15 protein-coding genes are annotated in these 18189 nt (G+C 68.8%); 7 read left to right on the top strand and 8 right to left on the bottom strand.

Annotated elements, in window-relative coordinates:
* Positions 1–211 precede the first annotated feature (211 nt).
* A complete protein-coding gene (locus ABT061_RS09645; RefSeq protein WP_350914582.1) occupies positions 212–841 on the bottom strand; it encodes a fasciclin domain-containing protein in 630 nt (209 codons plus the stop codon).
* A 219-nt stretch (positions 842–1060) separates the two neighbouring features.
* On the opposite strand from ABT061_RS09645, the gene ABT061_RS09640 reads away from it, so the two are divergent.
* The gene (locus tag ABT061_RS09640; RefSeq protein WP_350914580.1) at positions 1061–1684 is read left to right on the top strand and encodes a DedA family protein; all 624 of its coding nucleotides are present in this window, start codon (positions 1061–1063) and stop codon (positions 1682–1684) included.
* Between the two features lie 190 nt (positions 1685–1874).
* Here the strand turns inward: ABT061_RS09640 and ABT061_RS09635 are convergent, their stop codons facing one another.
* Together ABT061_RS09635 and ABT061_RS09630 are read right to left on the bottom strand one after the other, a co-directional pair.
* Complete coding sequence (locus ABT061_RS09635; protein ID WP_350914579.1) at positions 1875–2222, bottom strand: hypothetical protein; 348 nt, start codon at positions 2220–2222, stop codon at positions 1875–1877.
* 1237 nt (positions 2223–3459) lie between these two features.
* Complete coding sequence (locus tag ABT061_RS09630) at positions 3460–4701, bottom strand: MFS transporter (RefSeq protein ID WP_350914578.1); 1242 nt, start codon at positions 4699–4701, stop codon at positions 3460–3462.
* A gap of 127 nt (positions 4702–4828) precedes the next feature.
* On the opposite strand from ABT061_RS09630, the gene pdxR reads away from it, so the two are divergent.
* The 4 genes from pdxR to ABT061_RS09610 all read left to right on the top strand — a co-directional run bounded on the left by pdxR (position 4829) and on the right by ABT061_RS09610 (position 11616).
* On the top strand, positions 4829–6283 hold the full coding sequence (gene pdxR, locus ABT061_RS09625) for a MocR-like pyridoxine biosynthesis transcription factor PdxR (RefSeq protein ID WP_350914577.1): 1455 nt from the start codon (positions 4829–4831) through the stop codon (positions 6281–6283).
* 175 nt (positions 6284–6458) lie between these two features.
* Positions 6459–9017, top strand: coding sequence for a PKD domain-containing protein (locus ABT061_RS09620; RefSeq protein ID WP_350914575.1), 2559 nt, complete (start codon positions 6459–6461; stop codon positions 9015–9017).
* Positions 9018–9578: 561 nt separating this feature from the next.
* Positions 9579–10910, top strand: a complete 1332-nt coding sequence (locus tag ABT061_RS09615; protein ID WP_350914573.1) for a glycoside hydrolase family protein — start codon at positions 9579–9581, stop codon at positions 10908–10910.
* Between the two features lie 187 nt (positions 10911–11097).
* Entirely contained in the window at positions 11098–11616 is a 519-nt protein-coding gene (locus tag ABT061_RS09610) for a nitroreductase family protein (protein ID WP_350914571.1), read from the top strand.
* A 12-nt stretch (positions 11617–11628) separates the two neighbouring features.
* On the opposite strand, the gene ABT061_RS09605 is transcribed toward ABT061_RS09610, so the two are convergent.
* The gene (locus ABT061_RS09605; protein ID WP_350914569.1) at positions 11629–12102 is read right to left on the bottom strand and encodes a GNAT family N-acetyltransferase; all 474 of its coding nucleotides are present in this window, start codon (positions 12100–12102) and stop codon (positions 11629–11631) included.
* Between the two features lie 62 nt (positions 12103–12164).
* A complete protein-coding gene (locus tag ABT061_RS09600) occupies positions 12165–13106 on the bottom strand; it encodes a DUF5996 family protein (RefSeq protein WP_350914567.1) in 942 nt (313 codons plus the stop codon).
* A 127-nt stretch (positions 13107–13233) separates the two neighbouring features.
* Between ABT061_RS09600 and ABT061_RS09595 the strand changes: the two genes are divergently transcribed.
* Entirely contained in the window at positions 13234–13491 is a 258-nt protein-coding gene (locus ABT061_RS09595; protein ID WP_350914565.1) for a helix-turn-helix domain-containing protein, read from the top strand.
* Between the two features lie 67 nt (positions 13492–13558).
* Here the strand turns inward: ABT061_RS09595 and ABT061_RS09590 are convergent, their stop codons facing one another.
* On the bottom strand, positions 13559–15040 hold the full coding sequence (locus ABT061_RS09590) for a PQQ-binding-like beta-propeller repeat protein (RefSeq protein WP_350914564.1): 1482 nt from the start codon (positions 15038–15040) through the stop codon (positions 13559–13561).
* A 305-nt stretch (positions 15041–15345) separates the two neighbouring features.
* Positions 15346–15885, bottom strand: a complete 540-nt coding sequence (locus tag ABT061_RS09585; protein ID WP_350914562.1) for a hypothetical protein — start codon at positions 15883–15885, stop codon at positions 15346–15348.
* Between the two features lie 270 nt (positions 15886–16155).
* On the opposite strand from ABT061_RS09585, the gene ABT061_RS09580 reads away from it, so the two are divergent.
* Positions 16156–16827, top strand: coding sequence for a hypothetical protein (locus ABT061_RS09580; RefSeq protein ID WP_350914559.1), 672 nt, complete (start codon positions 16156–16158; stop codon positions 16825–16827).
* Positions 16828–17092: 265 nt separating this feature from the next.
* Here ABT061_RS09580 and ABT061_RS09575 read toward each other — a convergent pair whose 3' ends face one another.
* Entirely contained in the window at positions 17093–18133 is a 1041-nt protein-coding gene (locus tag ABT061_RS09575) for a hypothetical protein (protein WP_350914556.1), read from the bottom strand.
* Positions 18134–18189: the final 56 nt, after the last annotated feature.

Below are 18189 nucleotides of genomic sequence, written 5' to 3'. Positions count from 1 at the left end.
CGCGGCCCGCCACAGGACGCGGGTCTCCGCGCCCAGGGCGTCGGCGTGCGCTCCAACCGGCGGCACCCCGCCCGCACGGGACCCTCCGGACGGTTTCCAGACTCGGCCCCGGGCTCACGGAGTGTCCGCGCCGACGCGGTGAGCCACGTTCACCGGCATGCCGCCTCGGAGAGCCGGCGAGGATTCATGGTCACCGCGAGCGCCCACGGGTTCACTTCGAGCGGGGCAGCAGCACCTTGTCGATGATGTAGACGGTGGCGTTCTTGGTGGCGATGTCGCCACAGAGCACCTTGGCCCTGCCGGAGACGATGAAGTTCTGGCCCGAGCCCTTGACGGTGATCTGGCCGCCCTGCATGGTCTTCAGCGGCGCGCCGACCAGCTCGGACGGGCTCTTCTTGCCCTCGACCACGTGGTAGGTCAGCAGCTTGGCCAGTTGCGGCTTGTTGGCCATCAGCTTCTTGAGCGTGCCGGGCGGCAGCTGGTCGAAGGCCGCGTTGCTGGGGGCGAAGACCGTGATGCCCTTGGCCGTGTAGAGCTTGTTGGTCAGACCCGCGTCCTTGATGGCGGTGCTCAGGGTGGACAGCTCCGGGTTCTCGGCCACCGCGGTGGTGACCCGCTCCCTGGCCGCGTTGCCGAGGCTGCCCCTGCCCGTGGGCGGCAGGGCCGAGCAGCCGGGGCCGACCGGCTTGCCGCTCACGCCGGCCGAAGGTGACGACGTATGGCCCGGGGAGGACGCCGACGGCGTCGGGGTGGGCGCGGAGTGGGTGGCCGCCCCCGCGGCGACAGGGAGCGCGCTCAACATCAGCACGCTCAGCCCGGAGACGAGAAGTTCCTTCTTCATGGGACCTCCTGATTCGGATGCATGAGCCGCCGGCTATACGCCCCGACGGTTCATGCCGCCTGCTCACTGGCCACATTCCCCCCAAATAGCCATCTATCGGGCATATAGCCATTAAATGCCTAAAACAGATCAGAATGTTCACCAGTAAGACGGCACCTCAGGTCACCCCCACACCGAATCGGGGCACAGAGTAATCAAACAACCTCATAGAGTGACATCATGGCTCCACCGCTACCCGGCCCGCTGGCCCACCTGGCACCGCTGCTGGACCACTACGGCTACCTGGCCGTCGGCACGCTGATCTTCATGGAGGATTTCGGCATTCCCGTCCCCGGGGAGACGATCCTGCTCACCGCCGCGATCTACGCCGGGGCCGGGCAACTGCACCTCGCCGCCATCGTGCCGATCGCGGTGCTGGCCGCGGTGGCCGGGGACAACCTCGGCTACCTGATCGGCCGCACCGGCGGTCGCGCCTTCATCCGCCGCTGGGGCCACTACGTCCTGCTGCCCCCGGAACGCTTCCAGAAGGCGGAGCGGTTCTTCGAACAGCACGGCGGCAAGGTCGTCGTCGTCGCCCGCTTCATCGCGGGACTGCGCGAGGTCAACGGCATCGTCGCGGGCACCATCGGCATGCCCTGGCTCCGCTTCCTGGCGTTCAACACCCTCGGCGCGGTGCTGTGGGTCACGGTGTGGACGGTGCTGGGATACACCGTGGGCAACTACATCGGCGAGGTGTACGACGAGATCGCCCGCTACTCCACCTACCTGCTCCTCGCCCTGGTCGTCCTGGCCGCCGGACTGATCGCCCGGCACCTGCTACGCCACCGCCGCGACCGCCGGTGACACCGGAAAGCGCGTCGACCATGGTGGGCGACCAGGCTGGAGCCGACGGGAGGCAGGAGGCGGCCTTCACCGCCTTCGAGGACCACCACGACGGCGGAGGGGCCGGACGGTCGGCCTCCCCGGTAACCGAAAAGGCGGATGATCACGAAGGGATGTTCGTGATCATCCGCCTGCGGCGTCACAGGACGGTTCAGGAGGCCCGTGCCCCCGCTGTGTTCGGCTGCCTCCGTGTTCTCAGCCGCTTCCCGTCCGTGTCCGCGTCCTCGTCCGTGTCCGCGTCCTCGTCCGCGTCCGCGTCCGCGTCCTCGTAAACGGTCCAGTTGATCCGCGTCCCGGCTGTCCGCCCCGTGGGCGGCGTCAGATAAGCGAAGGCACCGCAGTTGCCGGGCCATGCCGGGTTCTCCCCGCTGCCGGGGGTCGGGTTGACCACGCACGCCGTCTGCGCGACCCTGCCGTTGCCGCTCAGCACGGTGACGTACAGGCGCCTTCCCAACGCCGCCAGGGTGACACCGAGCACGTTGCCGGGGTAACCGGCCACCGACGAGAGGTCGTGCCAGTTCGGAGTGGTTCTCGGATCCCGAAGAAGGGTCCGGCCGTCGCCGGGGACATAACCGAGGTATTCGGTGTTGTCATTGAAAGCCGAATCGATATCGATTCCCGGCCCCGGGGGACCCTGCGGGCCCGGGTCGCCCTCCTCACCCTCCTCACCCTGAGGACCCGCCGGACCCGCCGGACCCTGAGCACCCGGATCACCCTTCTCGCCCTGAGCACCAGCCGGACCTTGCAGACCTGTCAGACCCTGCAGACCCTGCAGACCCACCAGACCCCGCACCCCATGCGGACCTGCAGGACCCTGTTCACCCTTCTCACCCTGCGGACCCACAGAACCCTGCTCACCCTTCTCACCCTGCGGACCCACAGAACCCTGCTCACCCTTCTCACCCCGCGGACCCACAGAACCCTGCTCACCCTGTGGGCCCTTCCTACCTTCCGGGCCCCGTTCACCCCGCAGTCCGGGGAAACCCATCGGGCCTCGCTCGCCCTCCGGACCCGCCGGCCCCTCCGGACCTCGAGGTCCTGGAACGCCCTGTATCCCCTTACGTCCCCGCCGTCCGCGCTCACAGAATCTGTGACAACGGTGGCACGGACGGCCACAACGGCGGCAAGGTCTGTGACGGCACTCCCCGCGGTGGTCGACGGATGCGACGGGACCGCCACCCTTGACAACCGCTCCGGCAGAGGTGCCCGGCACGGGCCCGGCCATCGCACTCACCAGCGCCTGGCTCAACAGCACCGTCCCCGCCGTGGTCACGACGACGGCACACTTCAAGAGGCGGCGGCTGACAGGACCCCCGGCCGGCTCGCTCCCATGAGGAATCAACGCATTTCCCTTTTCAGTGAGAATCCGATTTTTTATCATTTCCAGTGATCCAAATCGAAAATACCCGCACGCCAAAAAGGAAAACACATCCCCCATTTTCGGGTCAGCAAACAGATGGCATTTCAAGGAAAAACAAATCCACCTCGACGGGACTTCTTCGCATTTTATGTGCGAGTAGACAATTCAACTTAAAATGCCAGTTACTACGGCTCTATTCCCTGAAATACACCGAACGCGGTATCACGGGAGCCGTGCGGCAGGATGCGTCGGCCGAGCCGAGGCCGTCGCCCCTCCCCCGTACCCGGTCACCATCGGGACGACCGTCGCCTGAGATCACGGCCGCCGAGGCCCCTGTCGTCCCGGCGGCCGTGGCCTCAAAGCATCCGAGCAGCCGCTAGACGGCCCGCGCGCCTCCCGGCTCGGCGGGGACCGGCCGCCGGGTCCGCAGCGCCCAGCGCACAGCCGGTCCCATGGCCAGGCCGGAGAGCAGGAACAGGCCGCCCAGCACCAGCCAGCCCGGAGTCCCCCAGGTGACGATCAGCGTGGTGAGCAACAGCGGGCCGAGCATCCTCGCGACCGCCGCACCGGATCCGAAAAAGCCCTGGTACTGGCCCTGCTTGTCGGCCGGGGCGAGGTCGAATCCGATCTCCCAGGAGCCGGCGGCCTGCATCATCTCGCCGAGCACCTGCAGGCAGGCGGCCACAAGCAGGACGATTCCGGCGAGCCATGCCGAGGACCCGGCCGACGACAGGGCGAACACCGCGCACGAGGCGAGCAGCACCATGCCCGCCAGCCGTACGGACCGGGCGGCGGTCTCCAGGTCACTGACCCGCCGGGCCACCCGTACCTGGAACAGCACGACGCCCAGGGTGTTGAGGACCAGCAGTGCGGCGACCATCCAGCTCGGAGCCTGGGTCCGCTGGACGATCCACAGCGGGATGACCAGGCTGAGCAGCGGCATGTTCAGCAGCGTGATCATGTTGAGGAGGGAGATCAGCGCGTACGGCCTGTCCCTGAGCACCGCCAACGCCGGCCGGCCCGCTCCGGTGACCGGCGTGCACGGCACCGGGGGAAGGCGGAGCAGGATCAGCGCGGAGAGCAGGAAGCTCAATGCGTCCATCGTCAGGACCGCCAGGTAGGCCGCCGGGGTGTCGAGATGCAGCGCCACCCCGCCGAGCGCGGCGCCGACCGCCAGCCCCGCGTTGACCGTCGCCTGCAGGTGGGCACGGACCCCGGTCCGCCGTGCCCTGTCCACCAGCCCGGCGAGCAGCGCCTGCCTGGCGGCGGCGAGACCGCACTGGGCGATCGCGTACAGGCAGGCGGTCAGCACGAACAGCGGGAAGGACCGGACGAACAGGAACGAGCCGACCGCGACGGCGGTGGCGACGGCCAGCAGGACCGCCGTGCCGCGCGGTCCCCGGCGGTCGGCGAGGTGTCCGAGCGGAACTCCCGCCACGAACCCGGCGGCCCAGCCGAACGTCAGCGCGAAGCCGACCTGGGTCGGCGACAGCCCCACGATCCGGATGAAGTAGAGCGCTGAGCACACGTAGTAGGCGCCGTCTCCGATGGAGTTGGCCAGCTGCGCGAGGGCGAGGATCCTGGGCGGCCCGGAAGGCGGCATGATCCGGCTGAACATGGGACTCCTTGGTCGTCGCCGCGCTGAGGTCCTCCGCGTTGGGGGCAGCGTGACTCTATTGAGCAGATTGGTCCCATATAAGATCCAATAGAGGGCGAAGTCATTGGGCCAATACAAGGGTGGTCGGGTGGATTTCCATGTGAGCCTCGCCGGGCGTGGCGATCTGTCCGCCCGCATCTACCGGCAGCTCCTGGACGCCGTCCTCGACGGCCGCCTGCGCTCCGGGGAGCGCCTGCCGCCGACCCGCGAGCTGGCGCGACGGCTCGGCGTGTCACGCAACACCGTGGCCGTCGCCTACGAGCGGCTGACCGCCGAGGGCGTCCTCGTCGGCCAGGTCGGCGCGGGCACCTTCGTGTGCGCCGAGCCCCTCGGCCGCACCCGCTCCCGGGCCGCGCCGGCGGGCAGCGGCGTGCGCCCTCGCCACCTCTGGCGGTCCCTGCCCACCCCGCCGGGCGAACCGGCCACGGAGCCGGTCTACGACTTCAGGGTGGGCGTCCCCGACGCCCGGCTGTTCCCGCTCGAAACGTGGCGCAGGCTCGTCGCCCGCGAGTTCCGCCCGGCGCTGGTGCGCTCCGCCGGCTACGGCGACCCCTCAGGACATGCGAGCCTGCGGGAGGCCGTCGCCCGCCACATCGGGATCTCCCGCTCGGTACGGGCGAGCGCCGCCGACGTGCTCGTCACCCAGGGAGCCCAGCAGGCGCTCGACCTGATCGGCCGCGTGCTGATCGAGCCCGGCTGCCGCGTGGCGGTCGAGGAACCGGGCTACCCGCCGGCCAGGATGCTGTTCCGGTCACTGGGCGCGCGGGTCACCGGGGTGCCGGTCGACGGTGAGGGCCTGGATGTGTCCGCCCTCCCCGACTCCGCCCGCCTCGTCTACGTCACGCCCTCGCACCAGTTCCCACTGGGCACGCCGATGTCGCTCGGCCGCCGTGCCGCACTGCTCGAATGGGCCGAGCGGCGGGGTGCCGTGGTGATCGAGGACGACTACGACAGCGAGTTCCGTTTCGAGGACCGCCCGCTGGAACCGCTGCAGAGCCTGGACCGCAGCGGCCACGTCATCTACGTCGGCTCCTTCTCCAAGACGATGCTGCCGATGCTGCGGCTGGGCTTCCTGGTCGCCCCCGCCTCGCTCCAGCCCGCGCTCCGCAGGGCCAGGCAACTCACCGACTGGTACGGCGAGCTTCCCACCCAGGCGGCGCTGGCCGGGTTCATCGGCGAGGGCCTGTTCGGACGGCATGTCCGCAAGGCGACACGCGAGTACGCGGCCCGCCACGAACGGATTCTCGCCACGCTCCGGCGGGACTTCCGCGACTGGCTGGAGCCGATCCCCTCGGCCGCCGGCCTGCACCTCTGCGCCTACCTGGCCTCGGACGCCGGAGTCGACATGGACCGCGTCACGGCGTACGCGAGCCAGGCGGGGATCGCGCTGCAGGACCTCGCCCCCTACTACGGCGAGCCCCCCGCGCGGTCGGGACTGGTGCTCGGGTACGGCGCGATCCCGGCGGAGCGGATCGAACCGGGCCTGCGGCACCTGGCGGAGAGCTTTCGCGCCGCGGCGGACTCGCGGGACTTTCAGGGGTGATGTTCTTCGGACGGCTTGGAGATTCCGCTGTCCAGCGGTGGGCCGAAGTCCTTTACCTACTGGACTGACAATCGCCGTCAAAAACTGAAAAATCATGTATTGATGACCAAAATCATCAATGTTACGTTGATGCCGTTTCGTTTACTGATCTTCTTTAACTGAAGAGAGACGGCACATGGGAAAACGTCGCTCGAAGCGAAAAATCCTGGTCTTAGCACTGGTGGTCGTGCTGGGGGCAGCACTCACACCACCGGCCATCGCAGAGTCACCTCAGGTCACCCCCTCGGTCACGCCCGCAGCGGCCGAGGAGCCAAAGACCGAGCGCGAGGTCCGCGTCAGCTTCAGGTACGCCGACGGGACCACGCTCACCGCGGATCAGTTACGGACCAAGGTCGCGAAGGCGACCGAGCCGCTCACGCCAGAGCAGGCACAGCGCGAGGCCAAGCAGGTCGCGGTCGCCACCGGTCAGAAGTCCTACCGCGACTCCGCCGAGTTCGGTGACGGCGAAGAGGAGGCGGGCAGGATCGCGGCCCTGGCCGAGCCGCCGGACGAGCCCGACAGCGGCTTCGTCGACACCTGCCTGTCGCTGCCGGGCGCGGAGAGCGCGGTCGGCCGTATCCACAACAGGTTCCAGTACTGCCAGCGCGGCACGATGATCTTCGACTACTGGAAGATCTACCCCAACAAGCCGCCGGAGCACGAAGGAACGACCGAGGCCAAGTACAACATCATCGGCCTGTCCAGCAACCAGACACGCAAGGCCCGGATCTACTTCAGGATCGAGAAGGACTCGGTCGACTACGACTGGGGCCTGATCGACAACTGGGTCACCGCGCCCGGCCAGTCCTTCGTCGCGGTCGGCGACTGCCAGGAGTCGCCGACCTACTGCCACGGTGCGTTCTCCGGCATCGACCGCACCTGGGGGGACTGGGATCGCGGAGATTGGGCCAAGTGGGACATCTACTCCCATGAGGACCAGTCCAGCTACCAGGACAAGGTGCTGTACCACAAGTGGTTCATCAGGTTGACCTCCGGCGAGGAGGGAGAGTTCAAGATGATCGATGACATCCACACTCCTGACCGGATGATCCGTTGTGACTCGGCCACCTACTTCCAGCACGCCCCGAATGCCTGCGTCTTCAGCGAGGTGCTCCCGCACATCACCTACTCCACCGGCGACAGGGATCTCGAATTGGTCGCCTTCCACATCAAGACGGCCCAGGACTTCCCCAACGACACCTACCCGCTACTCGTCCCGCCGGGCGTGCCAAGCCCGCGCGACAAGAAGATGCCCGGCCGTCTGGGCAGCGAGAGCGACCCGGGCCTGCACCGCTACGACCCCGCGAACACCACGGTCGCCAGGTCGAACGAGGCGCACAAGGAGGCCGCCTGCTACCGCACCGGCACCGAGCGGGACTGGTACTTCGACCTGTGGTTGCCCACGCCACCCCAGCCGCCCGCCGAGCAGTGCGACGAGTACCCCTTCGCCTCCACGATCGAGGGCGCCGCACACCCCGACTGGGACTTCTCGGTCCGGCCCGTACCGCAGCGGCAGAACTCCGTCGCGGGCGGCAGGCTGCGTGCCTACTACACCGGCGACCGCATCCTGTACACCTCGACCGACCCCAACGCGCCCGTCCAGGACGAGTTCTGGGTGAACATCACCGACGGCGGCAGCGGTGGCTCGCTGCCCGCCCCTGTCGACGAACCGCCCACGGCCAACGCCGGGCCCGATGTCACCGGTGACGAGGGCGCCCGCATCACGCTCAACGGCTACGCCCACGACCGCGAGTCCACCCCCGCTCTGACCTGGACCGTGAGCCCCGTCTCCGGCACCGACGCGGGCGCCGCCTGCGTGGTGGCCGAACCGCACGCCGCCCGCACCACCGTCACGTGCAACGACGACGGTGAGTTCGTGGCGACGCTGACGGCCGGCGACGGTGTCAACGGTCCGGTCAGTGACCGCGCGAGCGTGACCGTACGCAACGTCGCCCCCAGGGTCTCCGGCTCCGGCGGCTCGCTGCGCGGCTCGGCGACCGCCGACCTCAACGGCTTCGGCCCCGAACCGTGGTCGGTCTACCGCGCCGGCACCGACGTCACCGTCACCGTGCCGGTCAGCGACCCCGGCACGAACGACACCCACACCTGCGTGGTCGTCTGGGACGACGGGGTCAGGGAGGAGTTCGCCGCCACGGGCAAGCGCTGCGACCGCACGCACCGCTACGCCCACCCCGGCATGTACACGATCACCGTCACCGTCACCGACGACGACCTGGGCACCAGGAACCGGCAGACCATGGTCGTGGCCTACGACCCCGACGCCGGATTCGCCACCGGCGGCGGCCACCTCGTCTCGCCCGCACCCGTCGAGGGCAAGGCACACTTCCAGTTCAACCCGAAGTACCTGCCCGCCGACCAGGGGCCCGAGCCGGGCAACGGCAAGGTCACCGTCCGCGTGCAGGGAACGGACTTCGAGATCAGATCGGACCGTCTCGAATGGCTGGTCGTGACCCCCGACGACCGGCTCGCCGTGAAGGGCGAAACGGCGGACGGGCGAGGCTTTGTCCTGTACGGCTACGATCCCGGACGGCTCAGGCTCGTGGTGTGGGACCTGAAGACCGGGGCCTACCCGGTACGGGCCAAGCTTTACGACAACCGGCCTTCGCTGGAGTACGACCTGGACCTGGCCGATCCCCAAGAGATCACCGCGGGATCGGTGCAGGTGCACAACTGACCGCTGATCTGATGTGAGGGCCCGCCTCGTTCGCCGATCAAGGCGTCCGAGGCGGGCTCTTAAAGTTCAGCCCCGCCCTGCCCTATCGGCTGTCCGCCGCCGCGGCCGACCTGGCCGGCGGAGTGGGGCGGCGGCCGGCAAACGCCAACACTCGAATGTGACCGGCGGCAGCCCGTCGTTGGCACTGTGTCGCCCGCGTGTGTTGTAGAAGTCCGCGATCCAGGTCGCGATGCAGCTTCATGCTGGGAGTGTGGCACGACCTGTTGTGACAGAAGGCTCGTGCTGGCGGTGTCGTCGTGCGCGACCGGCCCTCGGCCCGGCTCACGACGACACCGCGAAGGCGGCGACGACCCGCGGTGACCGGCGAGCGCGCCCGCCTTTCGGATCCGTCATAACGTTTGCCTGCGAACCACATCCCCATACGCCGCTTTTACTCGGCCTGTGGAACGCTCTGGGCAAAGCAGACGACGAAGATCGAGTGGGGATCAGGTGGCATCGAGTACTGGGGGATCGACATGGTGGCGTTCTGGGCGGGCGGTCGCCTCAGCCGCGGGAGCCGTCATGACGGCGATGCTGGCGGCGAGTTGTTCCTTCGGCGGCACTCCGGACCGGGCGGTTCCCGACGCGCGACAGGCCGACGCCCCCTCAACGGCGGCGGCCGGCCCCTCAACCGCGGCGTCCAACAGCAAGATCCAGAAAGCGCCGGCGGTGGACCCCGCGTGGCCTCGTTGGGGGTTCACCCACACGGGGGTCAGCGCCAACAACGTCACCCCGCAGTTCGAGCAGGAGGTGAGCCGGAGGCTCGCCCAGACCCCGATGCTGCAGAACCAGCACATCATGGGGTTCGGGGCGCTCAACCCCCAACCGCGCCCGCAGGAGTTCTACTGGGAGGACCTGGACAGCCGAACGAACCTCATGAGGCAGTCCGGCGGCACACAGATCATCACGCTCTGCTGCGCCCCTGACTGGATGAAGGGCGGCCCCGAGGGCCCGACCGCAGACTCGGCCTGGGCCGAGCACCTGGAGGACGCCCCCTACCCCAAGCACTTCGACGACTTCGCCAAGCTGTCGGCGACCGTCGCCGCGAAGTACCGCGACGTCGAGTACTTCATGGTCTGGAACGAGTTCAAGGGCTTCTGGAAGGACCACTCCAAACCCGCGGACTTCAAGGGCTACACCGACCTCTACAACAAGGTCTACGACGCGGTGAAGGCGGTCCGTCCCGACGCCAAGATCGGCGGCCCCTACCTCGGCTTCGACAGCAACAGGACCGGCAAGTCCGAGCTGCGGGGCGCCTGGGGAGTCGTCAACCAGAACGCCCTGGACGCTTTCAACTACTGGTTCGAGAACAAGAAGGGCGCCGACTTCATCGTGGTCGACGGCGCCTCGCTGACCGACGCCCACGAGTTGCTGCCCGACGCGTTCGGAGCGCTGAGCAAGTTCAGCGCGGTCACCACCTGGCTGCGCGACAAGACCGGCGACCTGCCGGTCTGGTGGTCGGAGTGGTACTTCGTCCCCGAGGACAACACCACCTGGCCGGAGCCGATGCGGCTCGCCGTCCAGGCCGCCTCGATGATCGAGTTCGCCAAGAGCGGCGCCGCCACCGCGCTGTACTGGAATCCGCAGGTCAAGGAGGGCACCTGCCAGGGCTGCATGTGGGACCCGCGGACCGGTGCCGAGCTCCCGACCGGCAAGCTGGTGGCCGACTTCACCACCTGGTTCCCGGCCGGAGCCGAACTGGAGCACGTCACCTCCTCCGACCCCAAGGTCCGGGTGCTCGCGCAGCCGCAGCGGCTGCTGCTGGTCAACACCACCGACGCGAAGACCACCACGACCGTGGACGGCAAGTCGTTCGCCCTCCAGCCCTACGAGATCAAGTGGAGCGACCGCTAGCCTCAGGACGTCGCCGCCGGACACATCCCGGACGGGGCCGTGATCGGCGTACGGATGCCATCGGCCTTCCAGACCCACCGCCGCGCCTGCTCGCGGCGGAACGATCGTCCAGGCTGACCGGCGGCGGTCGCGGGGCCGAACCGGTCTTTCGAGATGATGAGCGCAGGACGCTGTGAGGATCGGGGAGATGAGCGTGGGGCAGAGGGGCGGGCCGTTGCGGGCCACCCGGTGGTTCGCTGACACACCGGTGCCGACGGGCGACATCGTGCGGGTGCTGGAGGCGGCTCGCTGGACCGGGTCGGCGCGCAACCGCCAGCCGTGGAGGTTCGTCGTGGTCAGGGACCGCGGCCTGCAGCAGAGGTTGAGCCTGCTGGGAGGCTACGCGGCTCACCTGGCCGCCGCTCCCGTGGTCGTCCTGCTCGCGGTGGACCACGGCACGGGCGGCGAGGACGCGGAGTTCGACGCGGGCCGGGCCGCCCAGAGCCTCATGCTCGCCGCGCACGACCTCGGCCTGGGAAGCTGCCCGGCCTCGTTCTTCCCCGCCTCCAACGCCGAGCGGGCCGGCCGGATGGTCGGCGTCGAGGCTCCGTGGCAGGTCAGGACCGCGATCTCCCTCGGCCACCCCGCGCCCGCGCCTCGCGGCAGGTCCGCGATCCCCTCGGGCCGCCTGCCGCTGGACGAGCTGGTCCGCTGGATCGGCCCCTGAGCGGATGTCCCCTCACCGGGTGCTGTGCGGGGTCCAGCGAAGGGTCATGTCGGGCAGCGCCTCCATGTTGCGGCTGCCGTCGCCGGTGTCGAGGACGGTGAAGCCGTGACGCTCATAGAACGCGCGGGCATCGGTGTTCTGCTGGAAGACGTGCAGGGAGACCCCATCGGGGCTGTTCCGCTTGACCTCTTCGAGAAGCAGCGTGCCGACCCCCTGGCGGCGGACGTCCGGACGTAGGTAGAGGTGTTTGAGCATGTCGCCCTCGACGGCGGCATAACCCAGGACCTCCGCGCCGCGCACCGCGACCCAGGCCCGGCATTCCCTGAAGACGACGTCCCGGAGCCACCGAGCCACCTGGTCATGGGTGCGCTTCTGCGGAGGTAGGTACGGCATGGTCGCCGCCCGGGAGGCCATGTGGACGCGTGCGACCGACGCCGCGTCCTCCGCGACCGCGATCCGGATCACTGTCCTGCCGTCGACATCCACCGCAGGAACCTACAAGGCCGGCGGACGCCCGAGCCAACGGTTAACCCGGTGAACCTTCCCGGTCAGGGTCCGGTTCTCAGTTGCGGATCGGTGATCCCGCCGGGGCAGGCGAGCCAGGCGATGTCCCAACCGGCACGCCGGGCTCCGGCCTGGTAGGCGCTCTCGTAGAAGGCCAGGACCGCGGCGCGCGGGTCGGCCGCTGATCGGGCGTCGTCGTAGCGCAGCACGGCCAGATGGCTGCCTCGCTGCTCGATCCACTCCGCGGCCCCGGGGCTGAGAGGTTCGTTCTCCAGCCCTTCGGGCTCGGGGGCGGTATAGGAGTAGAAGGCGGGCTCGGGGAAGGCGTCGTCACCGAACCAGAAGCCGGAGCTGATCACCTCCCGCGAGTAGGCCTCCCGCGTCACGGAGTCGACCGACGGCGGCTGGTCGACCCGGCGGTCGGAGAAACGGCTGCAGGCGATGTCGAAGGTGTGCCAGAAGTGGTGCACCGGGCTGATCTTTCCCGAGAAGCCCGCGGCGAACTCCTCCAGCACCAGGTTCACCTGGCTCAGCACCTGCCAGTAGCGATTGGCCATGGCAGGGTCGTAGGCCGCGTGCTCGGTGTCCTCGACGAACGGCCGCCCGGAGTCGGGCAGGTCGAACGGCCACGGCCTGTCCAGATCCACCTGCACGTCCAGCTCCGCCAGCGCCAGCATGACCTTCTGGTAGAAGGACGCCACCGACTGACCGTAGAGCGGGAAGGACACCGCCCGGCCGTCCAACTCGGTGACGAGTAGCTGGTGGCCGACGAAGTCGAAGTCGATCGTGAAGATCGGATTGCCGTCCGCCTGTCCCATCGGGCGGGTGGTGAACCCTCTGCCGGTGAGATGGAACGGCACGTTCCACCAGTGGTTGCGCCGGACCTCGGCGGTGAGCCGGACCTTGCCCACCACCTGACAGAACCGGTGCAGCGTGGCCTTGGTGTCCCGCCACTCGTCCAGCGGTATCGGGGCGAACAACTCCATGACGCCACCATTCCCACGACATACACATCAAAGACCCGGCCGGCACCACAAACAGCAAGATCTTCACCGGGCCGCACCGACGATGCTCCAGATCGCGTGATCAGGACGCCAGGAACACCTCGTCGAGGTGCCGGTCGAAAGGGTCAGGATCGGGCCGGTGCCGGGGGACGGCGATCTGGCTTCCGGCACGCCGGTAGGACTGCTCGCGGAGCCGCGGGCTGATCTGGCCCAGTGCGACGTGGCCACCACCATGGGAGTCTCCGGCCCGAGAGTCTCAGCCATCGAACACGGCGAGGTCGCGGCCTTGCACTTCTACGTCGAGGCCCTCGGCGGACGGCTTCGCGCGGTGGCCGACTTCGGCGACGTCGAATACACCATGGCGTAGCCCGTACGACGGCAGCAGCCCTCGGCCACCTGGCCGGGGGCTTCTCTCGTTGCCGAACGCCTTCCCGTCAGCCGAACGTCCAGATGTCGGCGTGCCCTCGGACGTGGACGAGCCCCTGGCCGCAGCTGATCGACGCGGTGGCGATCCGGCGATCGGTGGTGGTCGGGCGGGTGACCCGCGGGCTCTCCGGAAGCGGCATCCGCCAGATGACCGCTCGTGGATCGGCGACCGACAGGCAGACCAGTTCGGTGTCCGTCGCCAGCAGCAGCCGGTCGTGGTCGATGTGCGCGACGATCGGCGCGGTCTCATGCGCCCGGAAACGCATGCCACCGACGCCGAGGTCACCGGTGCGGAGCGCGGTGACCAGATCGGGGACGGTGGCCAGGTCGATCGGGGGCACATGACGCGGGACGGCCCCGTCGAGGTGTACGCGCTCCAGGCTGCACCGTCCGGCATCGTCGACGACCACCGCACACACCGACGCCGGGCCGGCCACCACCGACGTGACCGTGCCGCGCATCTCGAACCGCCACTCTTCCCCGCCGTCCGCCGATCCGTACCCGACGAGATCCTCGCCCGGGGGAGGATGCTCCCGATCCCACAGGCGTTCGAGCTCGTCGAAGTCCACCTGGTCAGCGGAGGAGTCCACCACGAGCTCGAGGATCCCCTCCTCGCGCGCGTCGTCCGCGGCCATCCGACGCCCCCGGTCCACCAGGACCAGTGACCGCCCCACCACGGCGCCCGGCGAGAAGGACCGCTCGGGGTAGAGCGGGCGCGATTGCAGCCGCCACAGCACACCGCCGTCACCGATCGCCCTGCCGACGACGGCGCCGCGGTCGCCCCCGTCCCCCTCGGGAGCGGTCTCGGTGACGACGACGTCACCCACGCGGGCCAGCACCCGCTCGTCCGCCTCCCACCTCAGCGCACCGGTCGCCAGGTCACGGCACTGCATCCGGTAGGCGCGCGCCCGGTAGACCCACGAGGCGGCATAGGCGTCCGGCCCCGCCACGAGCGGCTCCTGCCACAGCTTGATGCCGAGGTCGGAGCCGAACACGTGCAGCTCGGCCTCCCGGCCCGCGCCGAGATCGTCGGCACGCGTGATGCCGCCGTCGGGGGCGAGGAGGTACACCACCAGCGACACGTCCCACTGGTACACAGGCACCAGGATCCGGCCGTCCGGCAGAGGGCACGGGATGCCCACCTGGCAGTCGGTCGCCCCCGGGCGCGCCACCGGGATCCGCAGCCGGAACCGCTCCACTCCCGAGCCCGCGTCCAGGGCGGCCAGCACTGGGCCTGCCTCGTCCGTCGTGCCCCGCTGCCAGCCGCACGCGACGAGCACCAGGCCGCCGCCGATCACCGGTGTCCGGTACGGGTCGTGCCAGGCAGGCGGTAGACCCACCGTGAACGCGAGCGAAGGCACGGCACCGGACGCGGGCGAGGCCGCTGACGGGGGCACGGACGAACCGGAGGACGCGGCCGACGGCGGCGATCCTTCCGGCGGGAAACAACCGTCACCATCGAAGCCGTCGGCCGCCCAGGTCTCCGCCATGGGATCACGGTAACCACCGGCGAAGGCGCATGAGCGGGGATCGCACTTCGACTTCCCCATGCGCCGGTTCGATCAGGCCGCGCCGGTGGATGCCTTCAGCGTGGTCCGCATGGTACGTCGGTAGACCGGGCCCTTGGACTTTCGTGCACCGGCTCGCGCAGCGTCTGCTCGCTGTCCCGCACCCCGGGAAGCCCACTTCGCCTGCCGTGCCGTCCGGCGCGGACAGCGAGGCATCGGCGATGGCGAACAGGATGTTCTCCTTGCCCGGCACCCGATCGAAGGCGTTGACGAGTTCCGCGGCTCCCCTACTCGGCGGCCCACTGGGAGTCGTCCGCGTCGAACAGAAGGACTCCGCCCTGCTTGTTCAGGGCGCGTTCCTGGGGACCGAGATAGGCCTCGTACGGGATTCCCCGCGCCAGGTAGAGGAACGCGAAGTTCTCATCGAGAAGCGCACCGATCTCGTGGAACCGCACGAGATCGTAGATCGTCGGCGGCCACTCCGGCTCATTCTGGTGGCTGCGAAACGGGAGCATTCCGATCTCGGTGTGCAGCTCGTACGCGGTCTCGGCGAACCAGTCGGCGAACTGCGGTGCCGAGATCTCGGGATGATCTCCATGCCTGATCTCGGAGAAGGTCAGCGCCGAGATCCCGATCGAGACCAGCTGATACCCATCGAACAACTCTGTGTAGACAGTCGCGTCGAGCGACCGCCAGCTCCCCTGCATGAACCTGCCCGCATCGACACCGCGGACCTGGTAGCCGACCGCGGTCGCGGCCTCGTCTCTCGTCCGTACGCCGTCCTCCACCGCGACGAAGAACATCAGATGCACCTCACGCATACCCATGTTCAGAACTCCACGTCAGCCCCTGCGATCCGATCGTCCCCACAAGATGGTCGGCGGTTTGTAAGCGCCGTGCAACCGGCCCGCCGTACCCATGGACCCCGTGGAGCCCCGTCGCAGGGCCGGACGCCACCTCGTCCAGACGGCTTTTCGCGTCCGTCGCGCTGAGCCGCGGCGGCGCATCGTTGTCCGGGCCGGACCCGGGGCGCTCACACCGGTGTGCCCGCGTGGGGACGGCTCGGGTACGGGCATCGAAGAGAGGGAGCGCCAGGGATGATGTCGGCACCGCTGGAGCCGGGCTGGGAAACGTTGTGCGCCGAGGCCGAGAAGGTCCTGGACGCGGATGCCGTGCACTACGAGGAGCAGTGGCTGCCGGACGCGCTCGCTCGGGCCACCGGGTGGTCGGCGGAGGTGCGGCGTTGCCCGGACCGCTGGTTCACCACCGAGCGGGATCGGGTGGACCTGCTGCTGGCCCTTGGACATGTCGACATACAGACCTTCGGTTCCACCCCCCAACCGTCCGAAGGTTGCTGGTGGATGCGCACATCCGACGGGATCGAGTTCGAGCTACCCGGGGACGACGGTCCAGGCCAACTCGGCCTGCAGGTCGCGCGGTACGTGCGGGACGAGCTGGAGCGACTGGCAGAGGAAGGGACGGCGGTGCTGAACCTGCTGGCCGAGGAGCGTGGCCCCAGGGACCCGTGGGACGAGGGCGGGCTCGAACGGTTCAAATCAGGAGCGACACGCTACGACTTCTCCGAATCCGTGGAGGTCAGCGCTACGTTGCCGCGCTTCAGCATGCAATTCCACGACTGGGCACACATGGTCAATCACTGGCCGTACGGCCAGTGGTGGGTGGACTTCGCCTGGGACCGGGTGGTGGGGGTGCGTGTCGGCTTCGGCGACTTCTTCATGGACATGATGACGGAGCCGCCGGAGCCCTGAACGTTCGCCCCCGGCGCGGAGGCGGCTCGCCGATCCACACCTCCGGTCCGTGGTAAGCGTCCCTGCGGGTGACCGGACGCATCACCGGACGTCTGGGGGATCTGCGATCTTTTCGCGGACCGTGAGCGCCCCCTGGACCCGCGAACCGCCCGGCCGGGCCACGAACCGCGCATCCGTTTGTCAGCCCGGGGTCGGGCCACGGCCGGTGCGGCTCGCGCGAGCCGCACCGGCGGTCAGCGACGGCCGGGTGTGCCCGGCCGGGCCGTCAGCCGCATGCTCTGTAGGGGCGGCTCTGCGAGACGACGGTGCCGTCGGAGCCGGCGATCTCCAGGCGCCACGCGCCCGACACGCCCCCGGGAGTGCTCCATGTTTTACTGACGCTCTGACGGCCGGGAGTGTTGTCGGTGGTGAAGGACAGGGGCTTCCACGGGTCACGAAGCCACTCATCATCCCCCAGGGGCTGATGCGCCCAGGCGTAGGACATCTGCCCGATCGCGTTGCTCTCGAGGTAGCCGTCCATCTTGTACTTGAAGTCAACCCCGTTTCTGCAGTTGCCGGCGACGGTCATCATCGAGGTGAACTCCGCCTTCACACAGACCGTCCGGTAGTACAGAAACTCGTGCTGCGCGCTGCCGGGGCTGACGAGCTGTACTTCGACGCTGGCTCCGCCGTTGGTGCCCGGTATGGGAAGGCGTTGAAAAGGCGCGCTGACGGTCTTGGTGCCGGGTTCGGTGAACACGATCTCGCGTTCGTCCTCCAGGCCCGGCAACGGCCGATCGTAGGCGCCCCTCCAGCGGTAGCGGACCGTCTGCGCGATCGGCGAGCTGATCTGCGCGTTGATCGTGTGCACGACGTCGGAGCCACAGCGGCCGATGTAGTCGGTCGCGGGCTGTATCTGCGGCTCACCCGGGACGGGGTCGGTGCAGGACAGCTGGTAGGAGACGGCCGCCTCCGCCTGGTTAGCGCCCTGAACCTTGACGGTCCGGCTCTGCAGGCCCACGCCGACATAGTGCATCGTGTCCATGGTCACCGTCTTCGTCCCCGCCTCTGTGAAGGTCACCTGCCTCGGGAAGGGGTAATAATCACTTTGCAAGTAGTAGGACACGGTGCCGGGACCGCTGGCGGTGATCGCGGCGCTGACGGTGAACCGCACACCCGGCGAGCACACGCCGCTGTACGACGGCGGCTCCACCCCGACCGGCGCCACCGAAACCTGCGGGCCGTCCGCCAGCGCGTCGGCCTGAGCCGGGACCACCCCGGCCAGCAACAGCCCGACCGTCGACAACAGGACACTCCATAACCGCATATCTCGTCCTTTCAGGAAGCAACGAGATCACCCTGCGGGCGAGGACTTGCAGCGTG

The organism is Streptosporangium sp. NPDC002544, assembly GCF_040295965.1.
Classification (GTDB): domain Bacteria; phylum Actinomycetota; class Actinomycetes; order Streptosporangiales; family Streptosporangiaceae; genus Streptosporangium.
This window is presented reverse-complemented; position numbering and strand designations above follow the sequence as displayed.

Bases quoted from the DNA above. Each gene is read 5' to 3' on its own strand.
- ABT061_RS09645 (WP_350914582.1), bottom strand. From the start codon at position 841: ATGAAGAAGGAACTTCTCGTCTCCGGGCTGAGCGTGCTGATGTTGAGC.
- ABT061_RS09640 (WP_350914580.1), top strand. From the start codon at position 1,061: ATGGCTCCACCGCTACCCGGCCCGCTGGCCCACCTGGCACCGCTGCTG.
- ABT061_RS09630 (WP_350914578.1), bottom strand. From the start codon at position 4,701: ATGTTCAGCCGGATCATGCCGCCTTCCGGGCCGCCCAGGATCCTCGCC.
- ABT061_RS09620 (WP_350914575.1), top strand. From the start codon at position 6,459: ATGGGAAAACGTCGCTCGAAGCGAAAAATCCTGGTCTTAGCACTGGTG.
- ABT061_RS09615 (WP_350914573.1), top strand. From the start codon at position 9,579: ATGACGGCGATGCTGGCGGCGAGTTGTTCCTTCGGCGGCACTCCGGAC.
- ABT061_RS09610 (WP_350914571.1), top strand. From the start codon at position 11,098: ATGAGCGTGGGGCAGAGGGGCGGGCCGTTGCGGGCCACCCGGTGGTTC.
- ABT061_RS09600 (WP_350914567.1), bottom strand. From the start codon at position 13,106: ATGGAGTTGTTCGCCCCGATACCGCTGGACGAGTGGCGGGACACCAAG.
- ABT061_RS09590 (WP_350914564.1), bottom strand. From the start codon at position 15,040: ATGGCGGAGACCTGGGCGGCCGACGGCTTCGATGGTGACGGTTGTTTC.
- ABT061_RS09585 (WP_350914562.1), bottom strand. From the start codon at position 15,885: ATGGGTATGCGTGAGGTGCATCTGATGTTCTTCGTCGCGGTGGAGGAC.
- ABT061_RS09580 (WP_350914559.1), top strand. From the start codon at position 16,156: ATGATGTCGGCACCGCTGGAGCCGGGCTGGGAAACGTTGTGCGCCGAG.
- ABT061_RS09575 (WP_350914556.1), bottom strand. From the start codon at position 18,133: ATGCGGTTATGGAGTGTCCTGTTGTCGACGGTCGGGCTGTTGCTGGCC.